17 protein-coding genes are annotated in these 20,253 nt (G+C 37.4%); all 17 read right to left on the bottom strand.

Annotation, left to right across the window (positions count from 1 at the left end; all coding sequences use genetic code 11):
• Positions 1–39 precede the first annotated feature (39 nt).
• Positions 40–1,323 (bottom strand): cell division protein FtsA, encoded by a 1,284-nt coding sequence (gene ftsA / locus LG276_RS09785; RefSeq protein ID WP_095369610.1) that lies wholly within the window; start codon positions 1,321–1,323, stop codon positions 40–42.
• 149 nt (positions 1,324–1,472) lie between these two features.
• Complete coding sequence (locus LG276_RS09780; RefSeq protein ID WP_095369611.1) at positions 1,473–1,835, bottom strand: small basic family protein; 363 nt, start codon at positions 1,833–1,835, stop codon at positions 1,473–1,475.
• On the bottom strand, positions 1,835–2,566 hold the full coding sequence (locus LG276_RS09775; protein WP_224938539.1) for a DUF881 domain-containing protein: 732 nt from the start codon (positions 2,564–2,566) through the stop codon (positions 1,835–1,837). The genes LG276_RS09780 and LG276_RS09775 overlap by 1 nt, the downstream gene beginning before the upstream one ends.
• Positions 2,567–2,623: 57 nt before the next feature.
• Positions 2,624–3,337 carry a DUF881 domain-containing protein gene (locus tag LG276_RS09770; RefSeq protein ID WP_289433484.1) on the bottom strand — a complete coding sequence of 238 codons (714 nt, stop codon included), beginning with the start codon at positions 3,335–3,337 and terminating at the stop codon, positions 2,624–2,626.
• On the bottom strand, positions 3,303–4,103 hold the full coding sequence (locus LG276_RS09765) for a cell division protein FtsQ/DivIB (RefSeq protein WP_318247544.1): 801 nt from the start codon (positions 4,101–4,103) through the stop codon (positions 3,303–3,305). Before LG276_RS09765 ends, LG276_RS09770 begins: the two co-directional genes overlap by 35 nt.
• A gap of 162 nt (positions 4,104–4,265) precedes the next feature.
• Positions 4,266–5,174: a UDP-N-acetylmuramate dehydrogenase gene (murB, locus tag LG276_RS09760; protein ID WP_224938537.1), complete on the bottom strand. Its 909-nt coding sequence runs from the start codon at positions 5,172–5,174 to the stop codon at positions 4,266–4,268.
• A gap of 65 nt (positions 5,175–5,239) precedes the next feature.
• Positions 5,240–6,337 carry an undecaprenyldiphospho-muramoylpentapeptide beta-N-acetylglucosaminyltransferase gene (gene murG, locus LG276_RS09755; RefSeq protein ID WP_224938536.1) on the bottom strand — a complete coding sequence of 366 codons (1,098 nt, stop codon included), beginning with the start codon at positions 6,335–6,337 and terminating at the stop codon, positions 5,240–5,242.
• 276 nt (positions 6,338–6,613) lie between these two features.
• A complete protein-coding gene (spoVE, locus tag LG276_RS09750; protein WP_224938535.1) occupies positions 6,614–7,714 on the bottom strand; it encodes a stage V sporulation protein E in 1,101 nt (366 codons plus the stop codon).
• A 110-nt stretch (positions 7,715–7,824) separates the two neighbouring features.
• Complete coding sequence (gene murD / locus LG276_RS09745; RefSeq protein ID WP_224938534.1) at positions 7,825–9,177, bottom strand: UDP-N-acetylmuramoyl-L-alanine--D-glutamate ligase; 1,353 nt, start codon at positions 9,175–9,177, stop codon at positions 7,825–7,827.
• Complete coding sequence (gene mraY, locus LG276_RS09740; protein ID WP_095369616.1) at positions 9,177–10,151, bottom strand: phospho-N-acetylmuramoyl-pentapeptide-transferase; 975 nt, start codon at positions 10,149–10,151, stop codon at positions 9,177–9,179. The genes murD and mraY overlap by 1 nt, the downstream gene beginning before the upstream one ends.
• Before the next feature lie 124 nt (positions 10,152–10,275).
• Complete coding sequence (locus LG276_RS09735; protein ID WP_224938533.1) at positions 10,276–11,748, bottom strand: UDP-N-acetylmuramoyl-L-alanyl-D-glutamate--2,6-diaminopimelate ligase; 1,473 nt, start codon at positions 11,746–11,748, stop codon at positions 10,276–10,278.
• Positions 11,749–12,052: 304 nt separating this feature from the next.
• Positions 12,053–13,999, bottom strand: coding sequence for a stage V sporulation protein D (locus LG276_RS09730; RefSeq protein ID WP_224938532.1), 1,947 nt, complete (start codon positions 13,997–13,999; stop codon positions 12,053–12,055).
• A gap of 86 nt (positions 14,000–14,085) precedes the next feature.
• A complete protein-coding gene (locus LG276_RS09725) occupies positions 14,086–16,323 on the bottom strand; it encodes a penicillin-binding protein (protein ID WP_224938531.1) in 2,238 nt (745 codons plus the stop codon).
• Complete coding sequence (gene ftsL / locus LG276_RS09720; protein ID WP_095369620.1) at positions 16,323–16,685, bottom strand: cell division protein FtsL; 363 nt, start codon at positions 16,683–16,685, stop codon at positions 16,323–16,325. Before ftsL ends, LG276_RS09725 begins: the two co-directional genes overlap by 1 nt.
• Positions 16,686–16,715: 30 nt before the next feature.
• Complete coding sequence (gene rsmH, locus LG276_RS09715) at positions 16,716–17,648, bottom strand: 16S rRNA (cytosine(1402)-N(4))-methyltransferase RsmH (protein ID WP_289433473.1); 933 nt, start codon at positions 17,646–17,648, stop codon at positions 16,716–16,718.
• 72 nt (positions 17,649–17,720) lie between these two features.
• A complete protein-coding gene (gene mraZ / locus LG276_RS09710) occupies positions 17,721–18,152 on the bottom strand; it encodes a division/cell wall cluster transcriptional repressor MraZ (protein ID WP_095373480.1) in 432 nt (143 codons plus the stop codon).
• A gap of 396 nt (positions 18,153–18,548) precedes the next feature.
• The gene (gene bshC / locus LG276_RS09705; RefSeq protein WP_404294220.1) at positions 18,549–20,183 is read right to left on the bottom strand and encodes a bacillithiol biosynthesis cysteine-adding enzyme BshC; all 1,635 of its coding nucleotides are present in this window, start codon (positions 20,181–20,183) and stop codon (positions 18,549–18,551) included.
• Positions 20,184–20,253 lie beyond the last annotated feature (70 nt).

Raw genomic sequence — 20,253 nt, 5'->3', positions numbered from 1 at the left:
CTTGCTATTAATCTATTACAATACAATGTTTTGTTTTTGCTACTCGAAAAAGTATCCAAGGAACTTTTTAACTCTTGATGTCACTTTTTGTTCCGGCTCTTTTTCTGTGCTTTTCTTCGGCTGCGTTTGCTTTTGTGTTCTCTTTTCATTTGCTTCAGGCTGATCGACAATTGCCTCCATGTTCTTTCCTTGAATCTTTGCATTTTTATATGCAAACTGTATTAAGCCAACTGCTGTACAATATTGTGGTTCTCTAACCCCAATATAATCAGGTACGGCTATTCTCACTCTATTCTGGAAGACTACTTGAGCAAGTTCTAATACCCCTTGCGTATTTGCAACCCCTCCACATAAGACATAACCACCTGGAAGGTCTGATGCCCCTAGCCTTCTTATCTCATGTTGAATAAGATCAAAGGTTTCTTCCATTCTTGCTTCAATAATATCTGCTATTTCTAGCTGATTAAATTGCTGATGTTGATCACTGCCGATAATTGGTACACTAAATACCTCTTCCTCTGAAGCGTGATCATAAAAAGCATACCCATGTTTTATCTTAATTTTTTCAGCATCTTCAGTTGAAGTTCGTAAACCAATCGATAAGTCTTTAGTGATATGTTCCCCTCCAACAGGCAATACACTTGTATCCTTTAGTACACCATTTTCAAAAATAGCAATCGTTGTTGAACCACCACCTATATCAACGAGTGCCACACCTAAGTTTTTCTCATCTTTAGATAAGGCGAAAGCACCTGCTGCTAACGGCTGAAGGGTTATATCCATAATTTCTAGGCCTGCGCGTTCAACGCATCTAAGCGTATTATGTAATAAAGTTTTAGATCCGGTTATGATGGTACCTTCCATTTCTAATCTTACACCAATCATACCTCTTGGATCATTGATTTCATCTAATCCATCTACAATAAATTGCCTTGGGATAACATCAATAATTTCTCTCTCAGGTGGCACTGATACCACTTGGGCAGCATCCATTACACGCGCTACATCATCATCTGAGATTTCCTTATTTTCACTTGACACGGCGACTACACCGTGAGAAGGCTGAAGCATAACATGGTTACCTGTGATACCTACTATCACTCTTCTAATCTCCATGCCAATCATTCTTTCAGCTTGTTCAATTGCTCTTCTAATAGAATGAACGGTTTCATCTATATCAACAATGGAGCCCTTTCTTAATCCTTCGGAAGCTACATTGCCAACACCAATAATGTTTAAAGAATCATTGACCATCTCACCAATGATTACCTTTACACTGGATGTACCGATGTCAAGGCTGACATATATTTCATTGCTGTTCATTCTGTGGCACCTCCCTTTTTGCGAGTCTACTTTTTTTAGTTACTTACTCTTGCAGTTTTCATTATAAAACCTTTATATATTAAACTGATAAACCAAATTTGATATTAATAAAATTATTCGTCAAAACTAAACTATTCCCTTTTTTAAAATCAATTTTTTTCTAAATTTTCATTCTTACTTGTCCACCTGGCTAATAAAATCCTTCGAATAACAGCGATGTTTTGAAATAACCTCACACCGAAGGCAAATACAGCTGCTAAATATAAGTCTACACCAAGATGAACCCCTAGAAAAGCAAGACCTGCTGCAAGCATAATATTAAAGAAAAATCCGGATACAAAGATTTTTTCACTATATACATCTTGTAAATGGGCTCTAATACCACCAAAAAGTGTATCAAGTGCAGCAAGAATAGCGATTGATAAGTAATTGGCATATTCATCGGGAATTTGAAAATCTGTCATAAACCCGATAAACAACCCGATAAATAAACCTAAGATGGGTAGCCACATTATGAATGTCCTCCTTCGCTCTTCTTGCCCGCCTCCTTCATATCAGTCATGTGAATTGGTTCATTGTAGGCTGGTACAGTAATCTCATTTTCCGCTAGTTCTATATCGAGTGTTAAATTCTCTATAAAAAAGTCTTCTATAGATTTAGAAACTTGCATTCTTTTATACATTTGTTCCGCATCATGCTCATTCTCTACAATAACCCTCAATTCTAACGGTAAGGTCTGAATAGAGTAACCATCTATTTTCGTTATATTATTAATATCTCTTATCACAGTAGAGTTGATTACCCGATGACCACCGATTGCTACTTCTTTCGCACCATAACGGTTGAGTTCATTTAATAACCTCTTCAATAAATCGGGTGTGACCTTCCCCACTTGTGAGCCGATAGTCAATTCCTCAGCAATAGGTTGTATCGTTAATATCAAACCTGGACCTGATTTTTCTGTCAACCCTACTTCTGTTTTGAGCTCATCCAATGTTGTTCTCAGAATCTCTTCCTTATTAGCAGCTATATTATTTTCATATTGCGCTATTTTTTCTTCTTGTGATCTGATTTCCTTTAGCAACTCAAGCCGTAATGCTTCCTCATTTTGCAGATCTTCCCGCAATTGCCATGTATCTCTTGTATCTCTTACATCTGTATTCTTGACCGTTTTAAACTGAATGGCTAGCATGACACCAATTAAGACTGTAATTATTGTAAAACCCCATTGCTTTTTGTTCATCGTTTCACCTATCTTCTTTTTCCATCAATTATTACACCTATCATGATAGAAAAAGCACTAACTACCAATTATCGGGTCCATTATGATTTCTGATTTACTTTCTAATGAAAACTGAATATTTTCATTGACAAGTAAGTCTTTAACGCCGCCAGCAATATTTAGTGCCGATGTGAGAACATCCGCATCTCCAATCGCAGATATAACAAATGGGGCTGGGTGTTGCTTCCCGTCCACTTCAATGACTGGTCCGTTACAGACAATATAAGAGGAATGCGTTAAACGCTGACCATTAATGGCGACAGCTGAAGCACCGGCAATGTATAACTCATTAATAACTTGAAACACATGATGTTCATGTACGATGTAATTATTCGCTGAATCGGCTTGAGGATTGTATTCCCCGTCCAAGAGAGTGACATTTACACCAGGGCCACTCACTTTGACTTTTCCTAAATACATTCGATATTTATCGGCATCCTCGGCAAGATTACTATATACTTGCTCATCTTGAGAGAATTCCTTTTCTATTTCTTGCAGAGCATCTTGAGTCTTGTACAATTCTTGTTGAAGGCTAAGATTTTTTTCTTCCAAATCAATCAATTCACTTCTTAATTGCTGATCCCTCTCCCACTGGTTACTCGTTATACTACTGTCACCTTTTGTATCTTTCGCCAATTGAAAGGAATAAGCAATCAGAAAACCTAATCCAATGAAAACAAGTGAAAAGATAACCTGATTATTCTTCAACTTCCTCTTCTTGTTTTTTTTCATTCTCATTAGCTCCCCCTTCGCCATAAGGCTTAAAGTAAGAGCCCACTTCCAAATCAATAATTCCTTTTACATCGGGATCAAGTTGAGCGACAATTGCCGGGTAATGAGACATTTTATCGACAAAGGTTGCTAATGTAGCGATTACTTCATATCCATCATTCATATATAGCGTAATTGCCTCTTTATCTGTTTCTTTAGGTGTCGCGTGTATTTCTGAAATTGAATTACGAACTTCTTCTGGTAATTGACCAAGAGACGCAATCATCTTCTCTAACACATTTCCTTCAGAAAATTGAAATAAAATAGGCGCACTGGCTGGGAACTCACTTTCACCTTTTACTGAGAGAGTTTTACCGTTTTCAAGAACGGGTATATAATCCTCACCTTCCATAATATAAGCTACTCGTTTATGTTCTTTCACCGAAATAACGACTGTATTTGGAAACTCAGTTGCTACTTTTACCTCTTTCATTTCTGGTAGTTTTAAAAGCACTTGCTCAATCTCAGCTTCATCAACTTTCCATATATTCATATCTTCAGTTAATCCACTTTGTTCTACAATCGTTTCATTGCTGAAGACAGTGTTACCTGATACTTTAATTGCTTTTATATTGCTCAACGGTGACTGGAAATAAACTACTAAGGCAATCAGAAATAAAAAGAAAATAAGTAGGAAAATGAGTCTACGGTTCGCTTTCTTTTTTCTCTGCTGTTTTAATTTAGGAATTCTATCTTCAATGGATACTATTTTTCCTTGTTCCAGCATCATCACCTCGTACATCGTTACTCACAGCATATATCCTTATTTTCGGTTAATTAAACTAATATATTAACATAATGAGATAATATACCTAAATCTTTATTCACTTATCATCATTCTATTGAATGATTATATCACAATAATTGGAATGGAAGTTGGTCTTTTTCGCTACTCGCGCCCAATTATTTCAACTTCAGTTTGCAATGCTATGCCCTTCTCTGCTAATACCGTATCCTTCACATGTTGAATCAGACCCAAAACATCTTCAGCAGTTGCCTGATTACTATTCACGATAAAATTCCCGTGCATGGGCGAGATTTGGGCACCTCCAAGTGAATGCCCCTTTAAACCAACTGCTTCAATCAGCTGACCAGCATGATGTGGTAGTGGATTTCTAAAAATACTCCCTGCACAAGGGGCATCCCATGGTTGTGTTTCTTTTCGATAAGCCTTATTACGTAACATCCTACCAGTAATCGCTTCTTTCTCTCCTTGCACTAAGCGAAAAATCGCTTCAACAACAATGCCAGGTCGTTCTTTTTGTAAAATAGACGTTCGATACGAAAATTTCATTTCTTCGCTTGTTAACCAGTGCATTTCACCATTCGGAAAAAGGATATTCGCTTTCTCAAGGATAGCTGCGATATCTGATTGATGTGCACCTGCGTTCATAAAGACTGCTCCACCAACAGAACCAGGAATTCCACTTGCAAATTCTAGCCCTGCATACCCTTGTTTACTCACTTTGGTAGCTAATGCTACAAGGGGATATCCTGCACCGACCCTCAGGAGTTCCTGTTCTAGTTCGAGGTGGGTAAAGCCTTTACCGAATTTAATAACTACTCCCTCAATGCCATCATCAGCTACTAGTAAATTAGAGCCTCTTCCTATGACAGTCCATTTCATTTTATGCGAGACAATAACATCCATCGCTTTACGCAAATCTTCTATTGTCTTAGGTTCAATAAAAATATCGGCCGGTCCACCTATTTTCATCGTTGTATGATAAGCAAGCGGTTCTTTTTCTTTCACCGTTCCATTTATAACGTTTTTCAACTCACTAAATACGCTCTGCATAACATCCGCCCTCTCTGTATCGTCATTCTATATTATGCTAATACCATCAAGAATGGGCTACATTACTACTTATCTTTCATTAATTTTTTCATGACATTATATAACCGATCGGCTGCATCTGGGACGCCTATCTTCTTTGCAGCAGATTTCATTGCGACAATTTTGTCCTCATCTAATAAAATCCGGTCAATCGATTCAATTAATTTATTCGCACTCAAATCTCCTTCTAGGAGTAATTCTGCTGCGCCATGGTCGCTTAATGCTCTCGCGTTCTTTTCTTGATGATTATTCGTTACATATGGGCTTGGTATTAATATACTTGGGATGCCTAATGATGTTAATTCAGCAAGGGTTGTTGCACCCGCTCTCGTTACAGCAAGGTCCGTTCCCGCTAATACTTCTGGCATATTATGAATAAAAGGTTTGATTTTGATATTATCGGGATTTCCAGCCAATTCAGCCTCTTTCTTTACACTTTCATAATGGACCTCACCGGTGATATATAATACTTCATACGGCCTAGATGCTAACTGGGTAAATGTTTTTAACACGGCATCATTAATCGGCCTTGCTCCCCTACTACCACCGAAAATCAGCACAGATGGTTTAGCTGGATCTAGACCGACAGATAATTTACCATTAATGGCATTTTGTCCAAGCACTTCTGTTGCTCTAGGATTCCCCGTCATAACTACCTTTCCTTTAGGAAAGCTTGCCACAGCTTCATCAAAGCATACAGCCACTTTATCAACATATTTACTAAGGAACTTATTAGTTAAACCAGGTACACTATTTTGTTCATGAATGATTGTTGGAATTCCCAACTTGGCACCAGCGTATACAACTGGCCCACATACATAACCACCTGTACCAATTACGACATCTGGCTGAAATTCCTTCAACATTTTTTTACTATCTTGAACACCTTTTAAGAAGCGCCAAATCGTTTTCACATTATCTAAAGATAAGCTTCTTTTAAATCCTGAAATTTCAATTGACTGAAAAGGTATATTTGCACGAGGAACAATTGATGCCTCTAGCCCATTTTTAGTACCTATGTATAAGAATTCTGTGTTTTTATCTTGCTTTTGAATTTCTCGTATTAAGGCAAGCGCAGGGTAAATATGTCCACCTGTGCCACCACCACTTAATGCAATTTTCATGCTTTCACCTCAAACAAAGCTGTTAGTTTCCTTACTGTTTACTAGTCTTACTTTATCCTATTCTACTATATTTGCACTGAAAGGAAGAAATGATAACCTACAATGTCATGCAAATGTAATGAATTTGGAAAAACTCTTTCCCTTTTGAAATAAATGAATGTTCTACACTAACAAATTAACCCAAGTAATACCACTTAATTGAAGCTTTAACTATATATTCTTTTTTAATTTGCGATTCTCCTATCAGCAAAAAAAGAAACCCTAAAATGGGTTTCATTAATAACGAGAATACCGACTAATATTAAGCAGCACACCAATAGCCATTAACATAAGGGTCAATGAAGATCCTCCATAACTTAAGAATGGTAAAGTGATACCAGTTACTGGCATTAAACCTGTGACTACACCAATATTAATCATTACTTGTATGGCAACCATGGCGATAATCCCTACTGCCAAAAAACTACCATATAAATCTGGTGCACCAAGCGCTACTCTAATTCCTCTCCATAAAAGAAGAGCGAAGAGTAAAATCACGAATGTGCCCCCTATAAAACCTAATTCCTCAGATAATATGGCAAAAATAAAATCTGTTTGTGGTTCTGGTAAATAGAAGAATTTCTGTCTGCTTTCTCCTAAACCTAAACCGAATAACCCACCTGGACCAATTGCATAAAGAGATTGTATAATTTGAAATCCGCTTCCTAAAGGGTCCTCCCAAGGATCTAAGAAGGAAGTAATTCTTTTGATTCGATAAGGTGCAGAGAGTACTAAAGCAACAAAGCCTCCTATACCGATCAAACCTAAAAATGCAAAATGTTTAATTCTTGCACCTGACACGAATATCATTACTATACAAGTCCCTACCATTACAGTTCCCGTGCCTAAATCAGGCTGTAACATGATTAAGCCGAAAGCAAGAAATACTAGGCCTAATGAAGGTACTAAGCCTTTCTTAAATGAGGTAATGAGTTTCTGCTTTTCGGAAAGAAACTTAGCGAGAAAAGCAATCATCGCTAGTTTCATAAACTCGGAAGGTTGAATAGAGAATGCACCAACCCCTATCCAACTTCTTGACCCATTTCTAACATTTCCTATACCAGGTATTAATACTAATAATAGCAACACAAAACAAACAATGATGATGACTTTTGCCCATGTTCTCCATGTCCAATAATCAACATTCATAAGAAAGAACATGGCTACTAAACCCACAACTGCAAATAGTAACTGCCTTTTTGCGAAGAAAAAAGCGTCATCAAACTTGTAATCTGCCCAAATGGCACTGGCACTATAAACCATCGTTAATCCAACAGCTAAGAGCATGAGCGTAACAATAATTAATATCATATCTGGAGTGGCTTTTTTAGTTGGCAAAGTCAACACACCTCTAAATGCAAGTTTTAGGGCTGTTTGCAGTTTCCTCTACCGAACAAAATCAATCTTAGCTCAAGGAATAGGATCATTTGAACCGGCAGACAAGCCCTTTACTTAAGCTTATGCACCGCTTCTATAAAAATGTCTCCTCTTACTTCAAAAGTTTTATATTGATCCCAACTTGCACACGCGGGCGAAAGTAAGATAATATCTCCTTCTTTTGAAAGGTCAAAAGCCAGTGGCACAGCATCTTCCACATTATTGGCATGTAGAATGCTTTTTATCCCTGCATGAGCGGCAGCAGCGTCAATTTTTTCAGCCGTCTCACCGAAAGTTACGACAGCTTTCACATTTGTAAGTGCTGGTATAAGCTCATCAAAGGCATTACCACGATCAAGACCGCCAGCTAGAAGAACAATAGGCTGATCAAAGGCAGCTAAAGCTTTCGTTGTCGCTAAAATATTTGTTGCCTTTGAATCATTATAAAAACGTCTTTTATCCTTTTCGCCAACGAACTGTAGACGGTGGGCTACTCCTTGAAAAGTCGTTAAAACTTGATAGATGGCTTCATTATCAATACCGGACAATTTGGCAGCAATGATACTAGATAGTATGTTTTCTAAGTTATGTGCCCCTGGGAGAACAATATCAGCAATAGATATAATTGCTTCCTCATTAAAGTAAATAATGCCGTCCTTGACATATCCACCTTTTTCCAACTCATTAGTGGTAGAAAACGGGATAATTGTCGCTTTCGAATGGGCAGCTACTTCCATCACTGCCTCTTGATCAGCATTTACAATGAAGTAATCTTCCTTCGTTTGGTTTTTTGTGATATTCGCTTTTGCACTGATATATTCTTTCATTGTGCCATGATAATCAATATGTGCTTCATAAAGATTGGTTAAAATAGCAATTTTCGGGCGAAATGCTTCAATTCCCATTAATTGAAAAGAAGACAACTCAATAATAATTGTATCCTCCTTCTTCGCGTTTTCCGCAACGATAGAAGATACCTTTCCGATATTACCAGCAATAAGCGAAGACTTATTAGCAGCCTGAAAGATTTCATTAATGAGCGTTGTCGTTGTTGTCTTGCCATTTGTACCAGTAATAGCAACAAATGGAGCTTGGGAGATTTGATAAGCAAGTTCTACTTCCGTAATAACCGGCAACCCTCTATCAATCGCCCCTTGGACAATAGGGTTGCTATATGGAATGCCAGGGTTTTTTACCACATATTCAAACCCTTCATCAAGCAAGTCGACTGGATGGCTTCCACAAATCACGGTAATACCTTGCTGTAATAAGCTTTGTGCCTCCGGATTTTCATCTAAAGGTTTATAGTCATTTACCGTTACAAAAGCACCTAACTTATGTAGTAGAGATGCCGCACCGACACCACTTTTAGCAAGTCCTAACACGAGTATTTTTTTATGATGATAATGATTCACTGTTTTCATTACATCCACACCTCTACATAGATTCCGAGAATGGCACAAAGAAGACCTACTGTCCAAAATGTCACAACAACGCGCCACTCTGACCACCCTACAAGCTCGTAGTGATGATGTAATGGGCTCATTTTAAATACACGTTTACCTGTTGTCTTGAAAGAAGCTACTTGAATAATCACTGATAATGTTTCAATAACAAATACGAAGCCTATGATTAGTAAGATCAGTTCAAACTTTGTCATGATGGCAATCGCCGCAATTGCTCCACCCAAAGCAAGAGATCCTGTATCACCCATAAAAACTTTGGCTGGATGTGCATTGAATACAAGAAATCCAAGAAGTGCACCAACAACTGCTACTGAAAACACGGATACTTCAAATAATGATTGACTCCAAGCAAGGACGGCAAATGCACCAAATGCGATTGCTGCTGTCCCACTTACCAATCCATCTAACCCGTCTGTTAAGTTCACAGCATTTGAAAACCCAACGAGCCAAAAAATAATAAATAAGGCATAGCCCCATCCTAAATCAATGGAAAAATCAGTTAAAGGAATCGCTACTTCTGTACTAAAACCGGTTTGCTTTAATACAAAGAAGAATATTATTGAAATAATAATCTGTCCGATTAGTTTTTGCAATGAAGTTAAACCTAAGTTTCTTTTCATCACTACCTTAATAAAATCATCTAAGAATCCTAATAAACCAAAACCTAAAGTAACGAGAAGCAGCAAATATGTGGTACTTGTCGGTCCTTGGAATTTAGCAGTCATAATGAGCGTACTTAATGTAATTGAAAACAGAATCATTAAGCCACCCATTGTAGGCGTCCCGGTTTTCTTCTGGTGGGATTTTGGTCCTTCTTCTCTTATGCTTTGACCGAATTTAAGTCTCCTTAAAAAAGGTATGAACAAAGGAGAAATGAGTACGGTAATTAAAAAACCTAGAATAATTGTAAATAATATCACTTGCTCCATCATCATTGTTCACAACCTTTAACGGGTATTGAGAATTGTTTTACTTGTTTTTTTCTTAATCGTTTTATCATATATTCTAAACCTTTCAATCAATCATTCATGATCGTGTTATTTTTTTAGTCATTTACTACTTGTTTTCTTTTTTTTCAATGGCTTCCTTCGCTACTAATCGATCATCAAAATCAAAATGCTCATGACCAATTATTTGATATGTTTCATGACCTTTACCTGCTATTAATATACAATCCCCAGGTTCTGCCTGATTCACTGCATATTGTATAGCCTCTTTTCGATCAATAATTGAAACATAAGATTCGTTTTTCACACCAGCTTCCATGTCTTTTAAAATACTTTCAGGGTCCTCGGTACGGGGATTATCAGATGTAAATATAGCATCAGTACTATGTTTACAAGTAATTTGAGCCATTAAAGGCCTTTTCGTACGATCTCTATCTCCTCCACAACCGACAACTGTAAAGATTCGTTTCTTTGCTAATTGTTGCACTGTCTTTAATGCATTCTCTAAACTATCTGGCGTATGAGAGTAATCTACAATAACGGTGAAATCTTGATGAGCATCTACCGTTTCGAATCTCCCTGCAACGCCAGCTACACTTTCAACAGACTGGATAATTTGCTCCATAGAAATATTAGAAGCAAAAGCTGCAGCAATACTTGCCAATACATTATATACACTAAATTTTCCTATTAACTGAATATGAAGAGAATAGTTTCCGATTGGACTGTCTAATTCAAATGTGGTCCCAGAAGCATTCATTTCTATATTTCTTGCCCGAAAGTCCGCATCTCGATCAATTCCATACGTTAGTATATATGCGGAAGTTGATTTTTCATAATCATATGACGCTGGATCATCTACATTCAAAACAGCATATTTCGGTCGATCATAATGATAGGCATTCCCCAGTTGTGCGAACAGAAGACCTTTAGCACGACGATATTCATCCATTGTATGGTGGTAATCTAGGTGGTCTTGCGTTAAATTTGTAAATACAGCTACATCAAAATCACAACCATGTACTCTACCTTCATCTAATGAATGAGATGACACTTCCATCACTGCTGATGTGACGCCAGTATCTTTCATTTTTTTAAATGTTCTCTGTAAAGTAAGACTCTCAGGCGTTGTGTTTTTAATTTCATATTTTTGCTGACCAATTTTAGTATACATTGTGCCCATCAGACCCGTTTTTTGACCAGCATCTGATAAAATTTTATCAATGATATGTGTTGTCGTTGTTTTCCCATTTGTACCTGTCACACCTATTAAGTGTAACTGTTGACTTGGCTGCCCGTAAAAGGCATCTGAAAGTAAAGATAGTGCTCTTCTTGTACTCTTCACAACAATCACGGGTACCTTTAAGGAGAGCTCCTTCTCAGAAATAACGGCTACTGCTCCTTTTTCGACAGCTGAAGCAGCAAAGTCATGACCATCAACTGTGTAGCCTTTTATACAAACAAATAAGCTACCTTCTTCTACTTTACGGTTATCATTTTCAATTGATTGAATTTCAATATTGTCTACATCATTATATTGAAGATAAGGTTGCAACTTTTGTAGCAACGTATGTAATTTCATAAAAATCCATTCCTCTCATACAAACTTCTCATAAAACATTTTACGATCATTTTGTCTAACCTATGCGTTAAAGGTGATAGGCGTATAATATTTTACATGATTCAGCGATAATTTTCTATGAGTTTCTTATAAATGCCTCGTTTAAACGGTTTTTTCTATAAAAATAATAGCACTTGATCCACCAAAAGCCTTCTTTTCATCCATTATACGCCATTTAAACCTTACTAATAATTGGACTCAATCTCTAGCTCCTTTGTTACATATGATGATTGATTATAATCATAAACTTAGAAAAAGGCGGCTTTTAATCGCCGCCTTCCTCAGTGTCATCATGCTGTTCATCGTTGAAATAGAGGCGTATGGTGGAACCTTCTTTGATTTTTGTACCAGGAAGAGGCGATTGTTTTACAACTGTATCTCCTTGTCCACTAGCTTCAATTTGAAGGTTAATCATCATCTCACCTAACTCCAATTTTGTTATACCTACTAAATCAGGTACTTCTAAAAGCGGTGTATCTGGCCAAGCATACTCTTTTTCTACTTGATCTTTCCTAGGTTCAACTCCCATAGCTCGTAAGCTATCACCAATAATGTTACCAACAATCGGAGCCGCTACAACACCACCAAATTGGACCGTCCCTTTCGGATTATCAACAGCTGTATAAACGACAATCTCAGGGTCGTCAGCTGGTGCAAAGCCAATAAAGGAAACAATATGGTTGTTTTCCAGATATTTACCACCTTGAGCTTTCTGGGCTGTTCCTGTCTTACCACCTACTCTATACCCTTCAACAAATGCATTCTTACCTGACCCTTGAGCAACTACGGTTTCTAATGCTCTGCGAATCTCGGTTGATGTCTCTTTTGATATTACCTCTCGTTTCGCTTCAGGTGTGACTTGTTTTATGACATCGCCTGTTTTAGAATCAACGATTTCTTTAGCAATATATGGTGTATACAATGTTCCCCCGTTTATGGCGGCAGAAATGGCGGCAACTTGCTGAATGGGTGTGACTGATACCCCTTGACCAAATGCCGTTGTCGCTTGCTCTACTGGCCCTACTTTATCTAAGTTAAATAGTATTCCTGTAGATTCTCCTTGCAAGTCAATCCCCGTTTTTTCTCCAAAACCAAAATCATGAATATATTTAAATAAGGTTTCTTTTCCTAACCGTTCACCAAGATTAACGAAACCTGGGTTACAAGAATTTTGTACCACTTCTAAATAGGTTTGTGAACCATGTCCACCTTTTTTCCAACAGCGAAGCTTAGCTCCGCCTACTTCTACATAACCTGGATCGTGAAAATGGTCATGATCTAGATCAACTTTCCCCTCTTCTAATGCGGCTGCCAATGTAATAATTTTAAAAGTTGATCCTGGTTCGTAGGAGCTCCAAATAGGTAAATTACGATTATACACATCTGCAGGTACATTACGAAAATTTGCAGGATCAAATGTCGGTCTACTAGACATTCCAAGAATTTCTCCTGTATTTGGATCCATCGCAATCGCTATTAACCCATCAGGATTATACTTAGCCTCGGCATTGTCAAGTTCTCTCTCAATAATTGTTTGTACTTTTGTATCAACAGTTAACTTTAATGTATTACCGTCAACAGGTGCTTGATAATCGTCAGCCATATCATTCATTCTTTGTCCTTTGGCATTAGCATAAAACTTGACCGATCCTTTTTCTCCACTTAGTTCTTTATCGTAGTATAATTCGAGACCCATCAGCCCTTGATTATCAACGCCAGCAAAACCGAGGACATGGGATAGATAATCGCCAAATGGATAATGCCTTTTAGAATCCTCACCGATATATACACCATCTATATTTAATGATCTTACTTCTTTTGCTTTTTCATGGGTGATTTTTCTGCCACCAGTAATTCTTACACTCGACTTTTTCTCTGTAATTTCTTCAAATACTTTCTCTTTAGATAAATGAAGTGTAGCGGCTAACTTTTCAGCAGCATCGTCAGGCTCGGTAATTTGTCGCGGGACGACGTAAACCGTTGGTGCACTTACATTGGTTGCTAAAGCGACTCCGTTCCGATCAACAATTTCTCCTCTTTCAGGCTCAAAAGGGATATTTCTACTCCATAATTCTTTGGCCCCATCTGTGAGAACATTTCCTATAAAAAATTGGACATAGCCCAAGCGAACATCAATAATTAAAAACACAAATAACCCAATAAATAATGCAGCAATTAATCTTTTTCGAACGGTTACATTAGATACACGCATAAATGGAACGAACCCTCCTTTTTTATCTGGCTCGTTCCATTTTATGCTTGTACATTATTTTTAGAACAGAAGCTCGTCTTTAACTTCTACTGTTCGCTCGCACTTTTATCATCCTTCAGTTCTTCTCCCTCATTAGAAGAGGATTTTTTTCCACTTTGTTGAAAATCAACGATTAAATATTCATCTTCTTTTATAGCGCTTCCTGGAGCTAGATTTTGCTTGACAGCAAAACCGTTGCCCACACTGTTAAGCTTAAGATTAGATAGCTTAACAAACTTCATCACATCTCTCATCGACCAACCAGTTAAGTCTGGGACAGTAAGCTTCCCATCCGTTTTAAGAATAACCTTTTCACCTTCTAACACACTTTCTGTAGCACCTGGTGATTGTTCTACAACCTTTTTACCATCACCGATAACAATTGGCTGCATTCCATTTTTCTCCAATGACTTTTTCGCTTGTTCAACAGATTTTCCTTCAAAATTCAATCCTTTACTCACTTGAAGTTTATCGTAGTCAGTAGGTTCAATACTTAAATAACTTAAGCTATTCTTCATAACCGGTTTAAAAATTTCTGAAACAGGATCGCTGCCTGTTTCTGTATTTTCAAGCTCTGGTTGCTGAACAGCCACATATACTAGTAATTCAGGGTCTTCAGCAGGTGCCATTCCTAAGAAGGAGAACACATAATTTTCTCGCCCTGTAATATAGCCACCACCCTCTTTAGGTATTTGTGCGGTTCCTGTTTTACCAGCTACTTTGTAGCCATCAATTTGATAATGATTATGGCCTGTCCCATTCTCAGAAGAGACAACCGTTTCTAATACCTTTCTCACTTCCTTGGCTGTATTCTCAGAAATCGGTTGACCCTTAATCTCTTCTTTTGCTTCTTTTACCACTTTATCATTGTTTGGGTTAATTATTTCACTTATTACATGAGGCTGCTTCATAGATCCATCACTAGCAATAGCAGTCGCCGCTTGTATTTGTTGAATGGGTGTAATAGCGGTTCCTTGACCATAAGCCGTTGTTACTTTTTCAAATGGCCATTCGTAAACAATTTTCCCTCCAGCTTCATTAGGTAAATCAATACCGGTTGGTTCTTCAAAACCAAATTTCGTCAAGTATTCTCGATATGTTTCATAGCCTAGTTGATCTTTTACCATTTTCGCTATTGCTACATTAGAGGAACGTTGAATGCCTTCTAAATACGTAATTGAACCCCATCCTTGTCCATTATTATGGTCTCTTACTGGTGGAGATTTTTCCGTAACTTTATACGTACCAGATTCGAAGGTTGCATTAGGTGTAAACACCCCTTCCTCAATTGCCGCTGCTAACGTAAAAGCTTTCATTGTTGAACCTGGTTCAAACGAATCCTCAATAGCGAGATTACGCCATGTTTGATCAATACCTTCCCGTGTTTCTGGATTAAATGTAGGTCGTTGGCTCATCGCAAGAATTTCGCCCGTTTTCGGGTCAGCGACAACGGCGACCATCTTTTCTGGGTCATACTTTTCACTTACTTTGCTCATTGCTTCTTCTAAAAATATTTGAATTTTATTATCGATTGTTAAATATACATCATTTCCGTCTTCTGCTTTTTCTACAACTTCTTCACCATTTGGTAATAAGTATCCCCAAATATCTTTTTCATAAGAAAACTTGCCATCTTCCCCTAACATTAAATCATTTAAGCTCTTCTCTAAGCCCATAATTCCTTTGTCTTCGAGTTTTCCATCTTCACCTTCTACGGAATCAACATACCCGATAAGGTGCGAAGCAAAAGTTCCATTAGGGTAAAAACGAATGGTCTGCGGTTGAAAAACAATACCTGGCAACTCTAACTCTTCTATTTTCTTCTTTTGACTAACTGTTAATTTTTGACCAGCTCGTCCAAATTCAACCTGGAACAACTGTTCATCCTTACCTCGCCTCTCATTGATCGTTAATCTTTCGTAGATTTCGGACTCTTCCATATCAATGACTTCAGCTAATTGCTTTGCCGTCTCATCTGGTTCAACCACATGTTTGGGATTATCTTTATTCTTGGTCATTTTTTCGGATAAGACAGCAACTAAAGTGTAAGCTGTACTATCTTCAGCAATCACATTGCCATTACGATCGTAAATTGTCCCACGTTTAGATTCAATAGTTGTTGAACCTTGGTACAACTGTTCAGCTTGTGCAGCAATGACTTTACCACCCGCTTCACCAGACACTTGAATAGAGATAAACCGGAAAAGCAAGACAAAAAAGAGCAGACTGAATATCATAAACAATATCGCTGCTCCAACATTCATATTTCTTTGCTTCTTATACATTACTCACCACCAACAACCTTAGGAGATTCATTCATTTCAAAGCCAGATTTTTCAGCTGCTTGTTTTACACGATCTGGACGACTTAATTCCTCGATTTGCATTTTTAAATCACTATTCACACTCTGTTGTTCAGTGATTGCTTTTTGCGTGTCTTGAATTTCCGCATTTACTTCATATAAACCTGCTTGATTTGAAATAATTGTTGTGGCGCCAAAGAAAACTGCACCCGCAAATACGATACCCATTATTTTTTCTCCAGGCGAGAGCAATGATTTACGATCTTTGATTTTCTTTTTTGGCGCTTGAGCCGGCTGGTTAGATACATGTTGTTCTTGCTGTAGTTTACGAGCTACATTCTCCATATTTCCCCTCCTGAGTGTGTATCTTTTATTTTATATTTTTTCTATAATCCTGAGTTTAGCTGAACGAGATCGATTATTATGGGATAACTCCTCTTCCGATGGAATAATAGGTTTTCTGTTCACTAATTTCATCTTAGGTTGATATTCATCAGGAATAACTGGCAGTCCCGGTGGTAGATCTGGTGTTGAACTGGCCTCTTTAAAAGCCGCTTTACAAATACGATCCTCTAACGAGTGGAACGTAATAACGCTCACTCTCCCACCACTTTTTAGCAAGCCCATCGCTTGCTCTAATGACTGCTCGAACACCCCTAATTCATCATTAACAGCAATGCGTATCGCTTGGAAAATTCGCTTAGCTGGATGACCCCCTTTTCTTCTAGCTGGGGCAGGTATGCCTTCCTTGATCAAATCTACTAATTCACCCGTTGTTTTTATCGGCGCTTTTTCTCTTGCTAACTCAATTTTTCTTGCAATTTGTTTAGAAAATTTTTCTTCACCATATTTAAAAAAGATTTTCACAAGTTCGTTATATGACCAATGGTTGACAACATCATAGGCTGAAACCTCCGCTTGCTTATCCATTCTCATATCGAGCGGAGCGTCATGATGATAACTAAAACCTCTTTCCGGTGTATCTAATTGAGGAGATGAAACACCTAGGTCATACAAAATACCATCCACTTCAGAAATCCCTCTTGCATTCAATTCTTCCTTTAAATGACTAAAATTACTTTTTACCAGTGTCACTTGCCCACTGTACTTAGCAAGTTTCTCCTTCGCATTGTCAATTGCCGTTTCATCTTGGTCAAAAGAGAATAATCTTCCTTCACTTGAGAGCTGTGATAATAAATATTCACTATGCCCAGCTCCACCTAAAGTACAATCCACGTATATCCCATTTTCTTTCACATTTAGTCCATCTACTGTCTCTTTTAAAAGTACTGTTGTATGATTAAACATTGTTGCTCATCCTTCCCAACCTGTAATTGTGTGTAAAAGTCCCCTTATGTATTCATTCGGGTTAGGCCTTGTTTAAATATCAAAGCCAATCATATTTTCTGCAATTTCAGCAAAAGATTCTTCTGACTCTGCAAAATATTCTTCCCAAAGGCTTCTACTCCAAATCTCAATTCGGTTGGAAACACCTAATACGACACATTCTTTATCTAATTTTGCATATTGCATTAGTGGGGAAGCGATATTTACTCGTCCTTGTTTGTCAATTTCACATTCTGTTGCACCCGAGAAGAAAAATCGGGTAAAAGCGCGGGCGTCCTTTTTTGTCATGGGTAAAGCTTTAAGTTTCTCTTCAAGCTCTTTCCATTCTGTTAAGGGATATCCAAATAAACATTGATCCAAACCTCGTGTTAATACAAATGTCTCTCCTAAGTTCTCACGAAATTTAGCGGGTACGATTAAGCGGCCCTTCGTATCAACATTATGATGGTATTCTCCCATAAACATACCCGCTTCACCCACTTTCTAACACAAATGTACCACATTCCCCCACTTTCCTCCACTATTTTAAATGATTCGCTTACGTCCAATAAATTCCTGCTGTTTTTTTATTTTTCAAACATTTTTCTTTCGCTATCTTTTTACAAAAATATTTGCTTTTTTTACCTTATCTATTTCATTTTGAATAAAGCTGAAAGAGAATTGTCAAAAGAAGAAGATTCGTTAGTCACACTTTTTAAAAATCGACAAGGCATATCCATTACGGATAACTTTAAAATCATTTTCTTGTCGTTCGGCTAGCCTAAACCTCTCCCAGCTTTTATGTGCCTATTATTTTTCTTTGTGCACAAAAAAAAGACTTAAATTCTCCTCTAATATTGAGAAGGATTTAAGTCTTTTTCTTTATACCTTAATCACTTTATGCGTACCATCAAAAGGTAGTTCATGATCGAGAATCCGGGAGAAGAATGATAAACCGTACTTATTGATAAAATAAAGTCCATTCCAAACCCTTTCTTGTGGAATACCGTCTGGTTTTACGGAAGATTGAATACGATCAAATTTCGTGAGTATATTTATATATTTTTGCTCAGTCGATTGTTTAAATTTTGTTTGTATAAATGCAATTTGCTTTTGCACAAGTGCTTGATTTTTTTCTACGAGTGGGTACATACCCTTTTCTTTCTCTGAAGTATAAGCTAACAACTGTTTGTAAGATTCTTCAAATTTCGCTTGTAATTCGCTTAAGATTTCATCTCGTTCTTTACTTTGGACTGATTGAAGAAATTGATTCTTTCGTTCTTCAGTGCCATTCTTTAATACGTCTTCTAATTGTAATTCAAGCTCTTTCATTTCCGATTCAATTGCTCTCTCTAAAATCGTGAAATTCAAGCGCGGAACAAGTGGCGGCATTTTTAAAGAGAACTGCTCAAACACTTTTTGCAGTTCAGCCCAGTACGCGATTTCCCCTGGTCCAGCAATAAACGCTAATGTGGGGAAAAGTAATTCCTGTGTTAAAGGTCTTGTAACAACATTATTACTCAGTTTCTCGGGTGTTGTTTCTGCCATCGTTAACATTTCTTCTAATGTGAAGCTTATTTTAGCATCTGTATTCACAAAACATTGGGTTTGATGATTGTAATCAAGTAGAATTCTCTCTTTAAAAACTTCATCATAATAGAAGAGATTAGCAGCATTTTCACTGATTTCTAGCATATTTGCATAACCATCAGCTTGTAATCTCTGTTGATTTTCAAGCACAGCTGTTGTCATTTTTGTCGCAGCTTTGATTTGCTCAGCTAATATGCCTTTTTCCAATTGTCTTAATTGCGCATTACCTGAATCAACCAATAAAAGACCATGTTCTTTAAACATCCCCATAATTAAATGAGCAAATACGTCTACATATGTTTTTGATTGTTCTATAGCCTTATGAATGAATGTCATAATATCTTTTGTAAATGCGGTTTCACCAAATGACTCAATGATGTCGTCAACCCACTTGATACAAACATCTGAATCAATAGCGATATTTGATATCATCTTTTTATCATTCGGTGATTCTGGATAAACCTGCTTTTTCATTTGGTTGTTTTCGCTACAATAAATATGGTTTACCTCTTGATAATCATGATCCTCACCAGCAATCCAAAAAACAGGTACAACAGGAGTATTTAATTCCCGCTCTTTTTCCTTAGCAAAGGCAATGATAGAAATGACTTTATGTATGGAATAAAGAGGTCCAGTCATTATACCTGCCTGCTGCCCTCCAATAACAACTACACTTTTATCATCATTTAGCTTTTTAAGAGATTCTTGTACTTTCTCAGATGTTGGAAAGCCATTCATGAAATCACTTATATGACTTACTAGCTTATCTCGTGAAAAATTTCTCTGACCAAGTTCTTCTATACGTCTCTTTAAATCACTAATATGATTATAACGGTAGTGGAAGTATGGCTGAATTTTCTCATCTTGAGCAGTATACTCTGTTGCAAACCGATTAGTGGCCGGTATTGTGAGATGCAAAATCTCCATCTATGAACTTCCTTTCTAAACACATTTTCCAAGTATCTTTATGAGTATAGCATTGTCAGAAAAGAAAAGA

This window comes from Cytobacillus kochii (genome assembly GCF_044790165.1).
GTDB lineage: Bacteria > Bacillota > Bacilli > Bacillales > Cytobacillaceae > Cytobacillus > Cytobacillus kochii.
The sequence above is the reverse complement of the archived record's forward strand: the minus strand, read 5'-3'. Positions and strand labels throughout refer to the sequence as shown.

What these genes read in the sequence shown, in the direction of transcription:
- mraZ (WP_095373480.1), bottom strand. Translation starts at nt 18,152, where the DNA reads ATGTTTATGGGAGAATACCATCATAATGTTGATACGAAGGGCCGCTTA.
- murB (WP_224938537.1), bottom strand. Translation starts at nt 5,174, where the DNA reads ATGCAGAGCGTATTTAGTGAGTTGAAAAACGTTATAAATGGAACGGTG.
- ftsL (WP_095369620.1), bottom strand. Translation starts at nt 16,685, where the DNA reads ATGGAGAATGTAGCTCGTAAACTACAGCAAGAACAACATGTATCTAAC.
- murG (WP_224938536.1), bottom strand. Translation starts at nt 6,337, where the DNA reads ATGAAAATTGCATTAAGTGGTGGTGGCACAGGTGGACATATTTACCCT.
- bshC (WP_404294220.1), bottom strand. Translation starts at nt 20,183, where the DNA reads ATGGAGATTTTGCATCTCACAATACCGGCCACTAATCGGTTTGCAACA.
- LG276_RS09725 (WP_224938531.1), bottom strand. Translation starts at nt 16,323, where the DNA reads ATGTATAAGAAGCAAAGAAATATGAATGTTGGAGCAGCGATATTGTTT.
- LG276_RS09775 (WP_224938539.1), bottom strand. Translation starts at nt 2,566, where the DNA reads ATGAACAAAAAGCAATGGGGTTTTACAATAATTACAGTCTTAATTGGT.
- rsmH (WP_289433473.1), bottom strand. Translation starts at nt 17,648, where the DNA reads ATGTTTAATCATACAACAGTACTTTTAAAAGAGACAGTAGATGGACTA.
- mraY (WP_095369616.1), bottom strand. Translation starts at nt 10,151, where the DNA reads ATGATGGAGCAAGTGATATTATTTACAATTATTCTAGGTTTTTTAATT.
- LG276_RS09730 (WP_224938532.1), bottom strand. Translation starts at nt 13,999, where the DNA reads ATGCGTGTATCTAATGTAACCGTTCGAAAAAGATTAATTGCTGCATTA.
- LG276_RS09770 (WP_289433484.1), bottom strand. Translation starts at nt 3,337, where the DNA reads ATGAAAAAAAACAAGAAGAGGAAGTTGAAGAATAATCAGGTTATCTTT.
- LG276_RS09780 (WP_095369611.1), bottom strand. Translation starts at nt 1,835, where the DNA reads ATGTGGCTACCCATCTTAGGTTTATTTATCGGGTTGTTTATCGGGTTT.
- LG276_RS09735 (WP_224938533.1), bottom strand. Translation starts at nt 11,748, where the DNA reads ATGAAATTACATACGTTGCTACAAAAGTTGCAACCTTATCTTCAATAT.
- ftsA (WP_095369610.1), bottom strand. Translation starts at nt 1,323, where the DNA reads ATGAACAGCAATGAAATATATGTCAGCCTTGACATCGGTACATCCAGT.
- murD (WP_224938534.1), bottom strand. Translation starts at nt 9,177, where the DNA reads ATGAAAACAGTGAATCATTATCATCATAAAAAAATACTCGTGTTAGGA.
- LG276_RS09765 (WP_318247544.1), bottom strand. Translation starts at nt 4,103, where the DNA reads ATGCTGGAACAAGGAAAAATAGTATCCATTGAAGATAGAATTCCTAAA.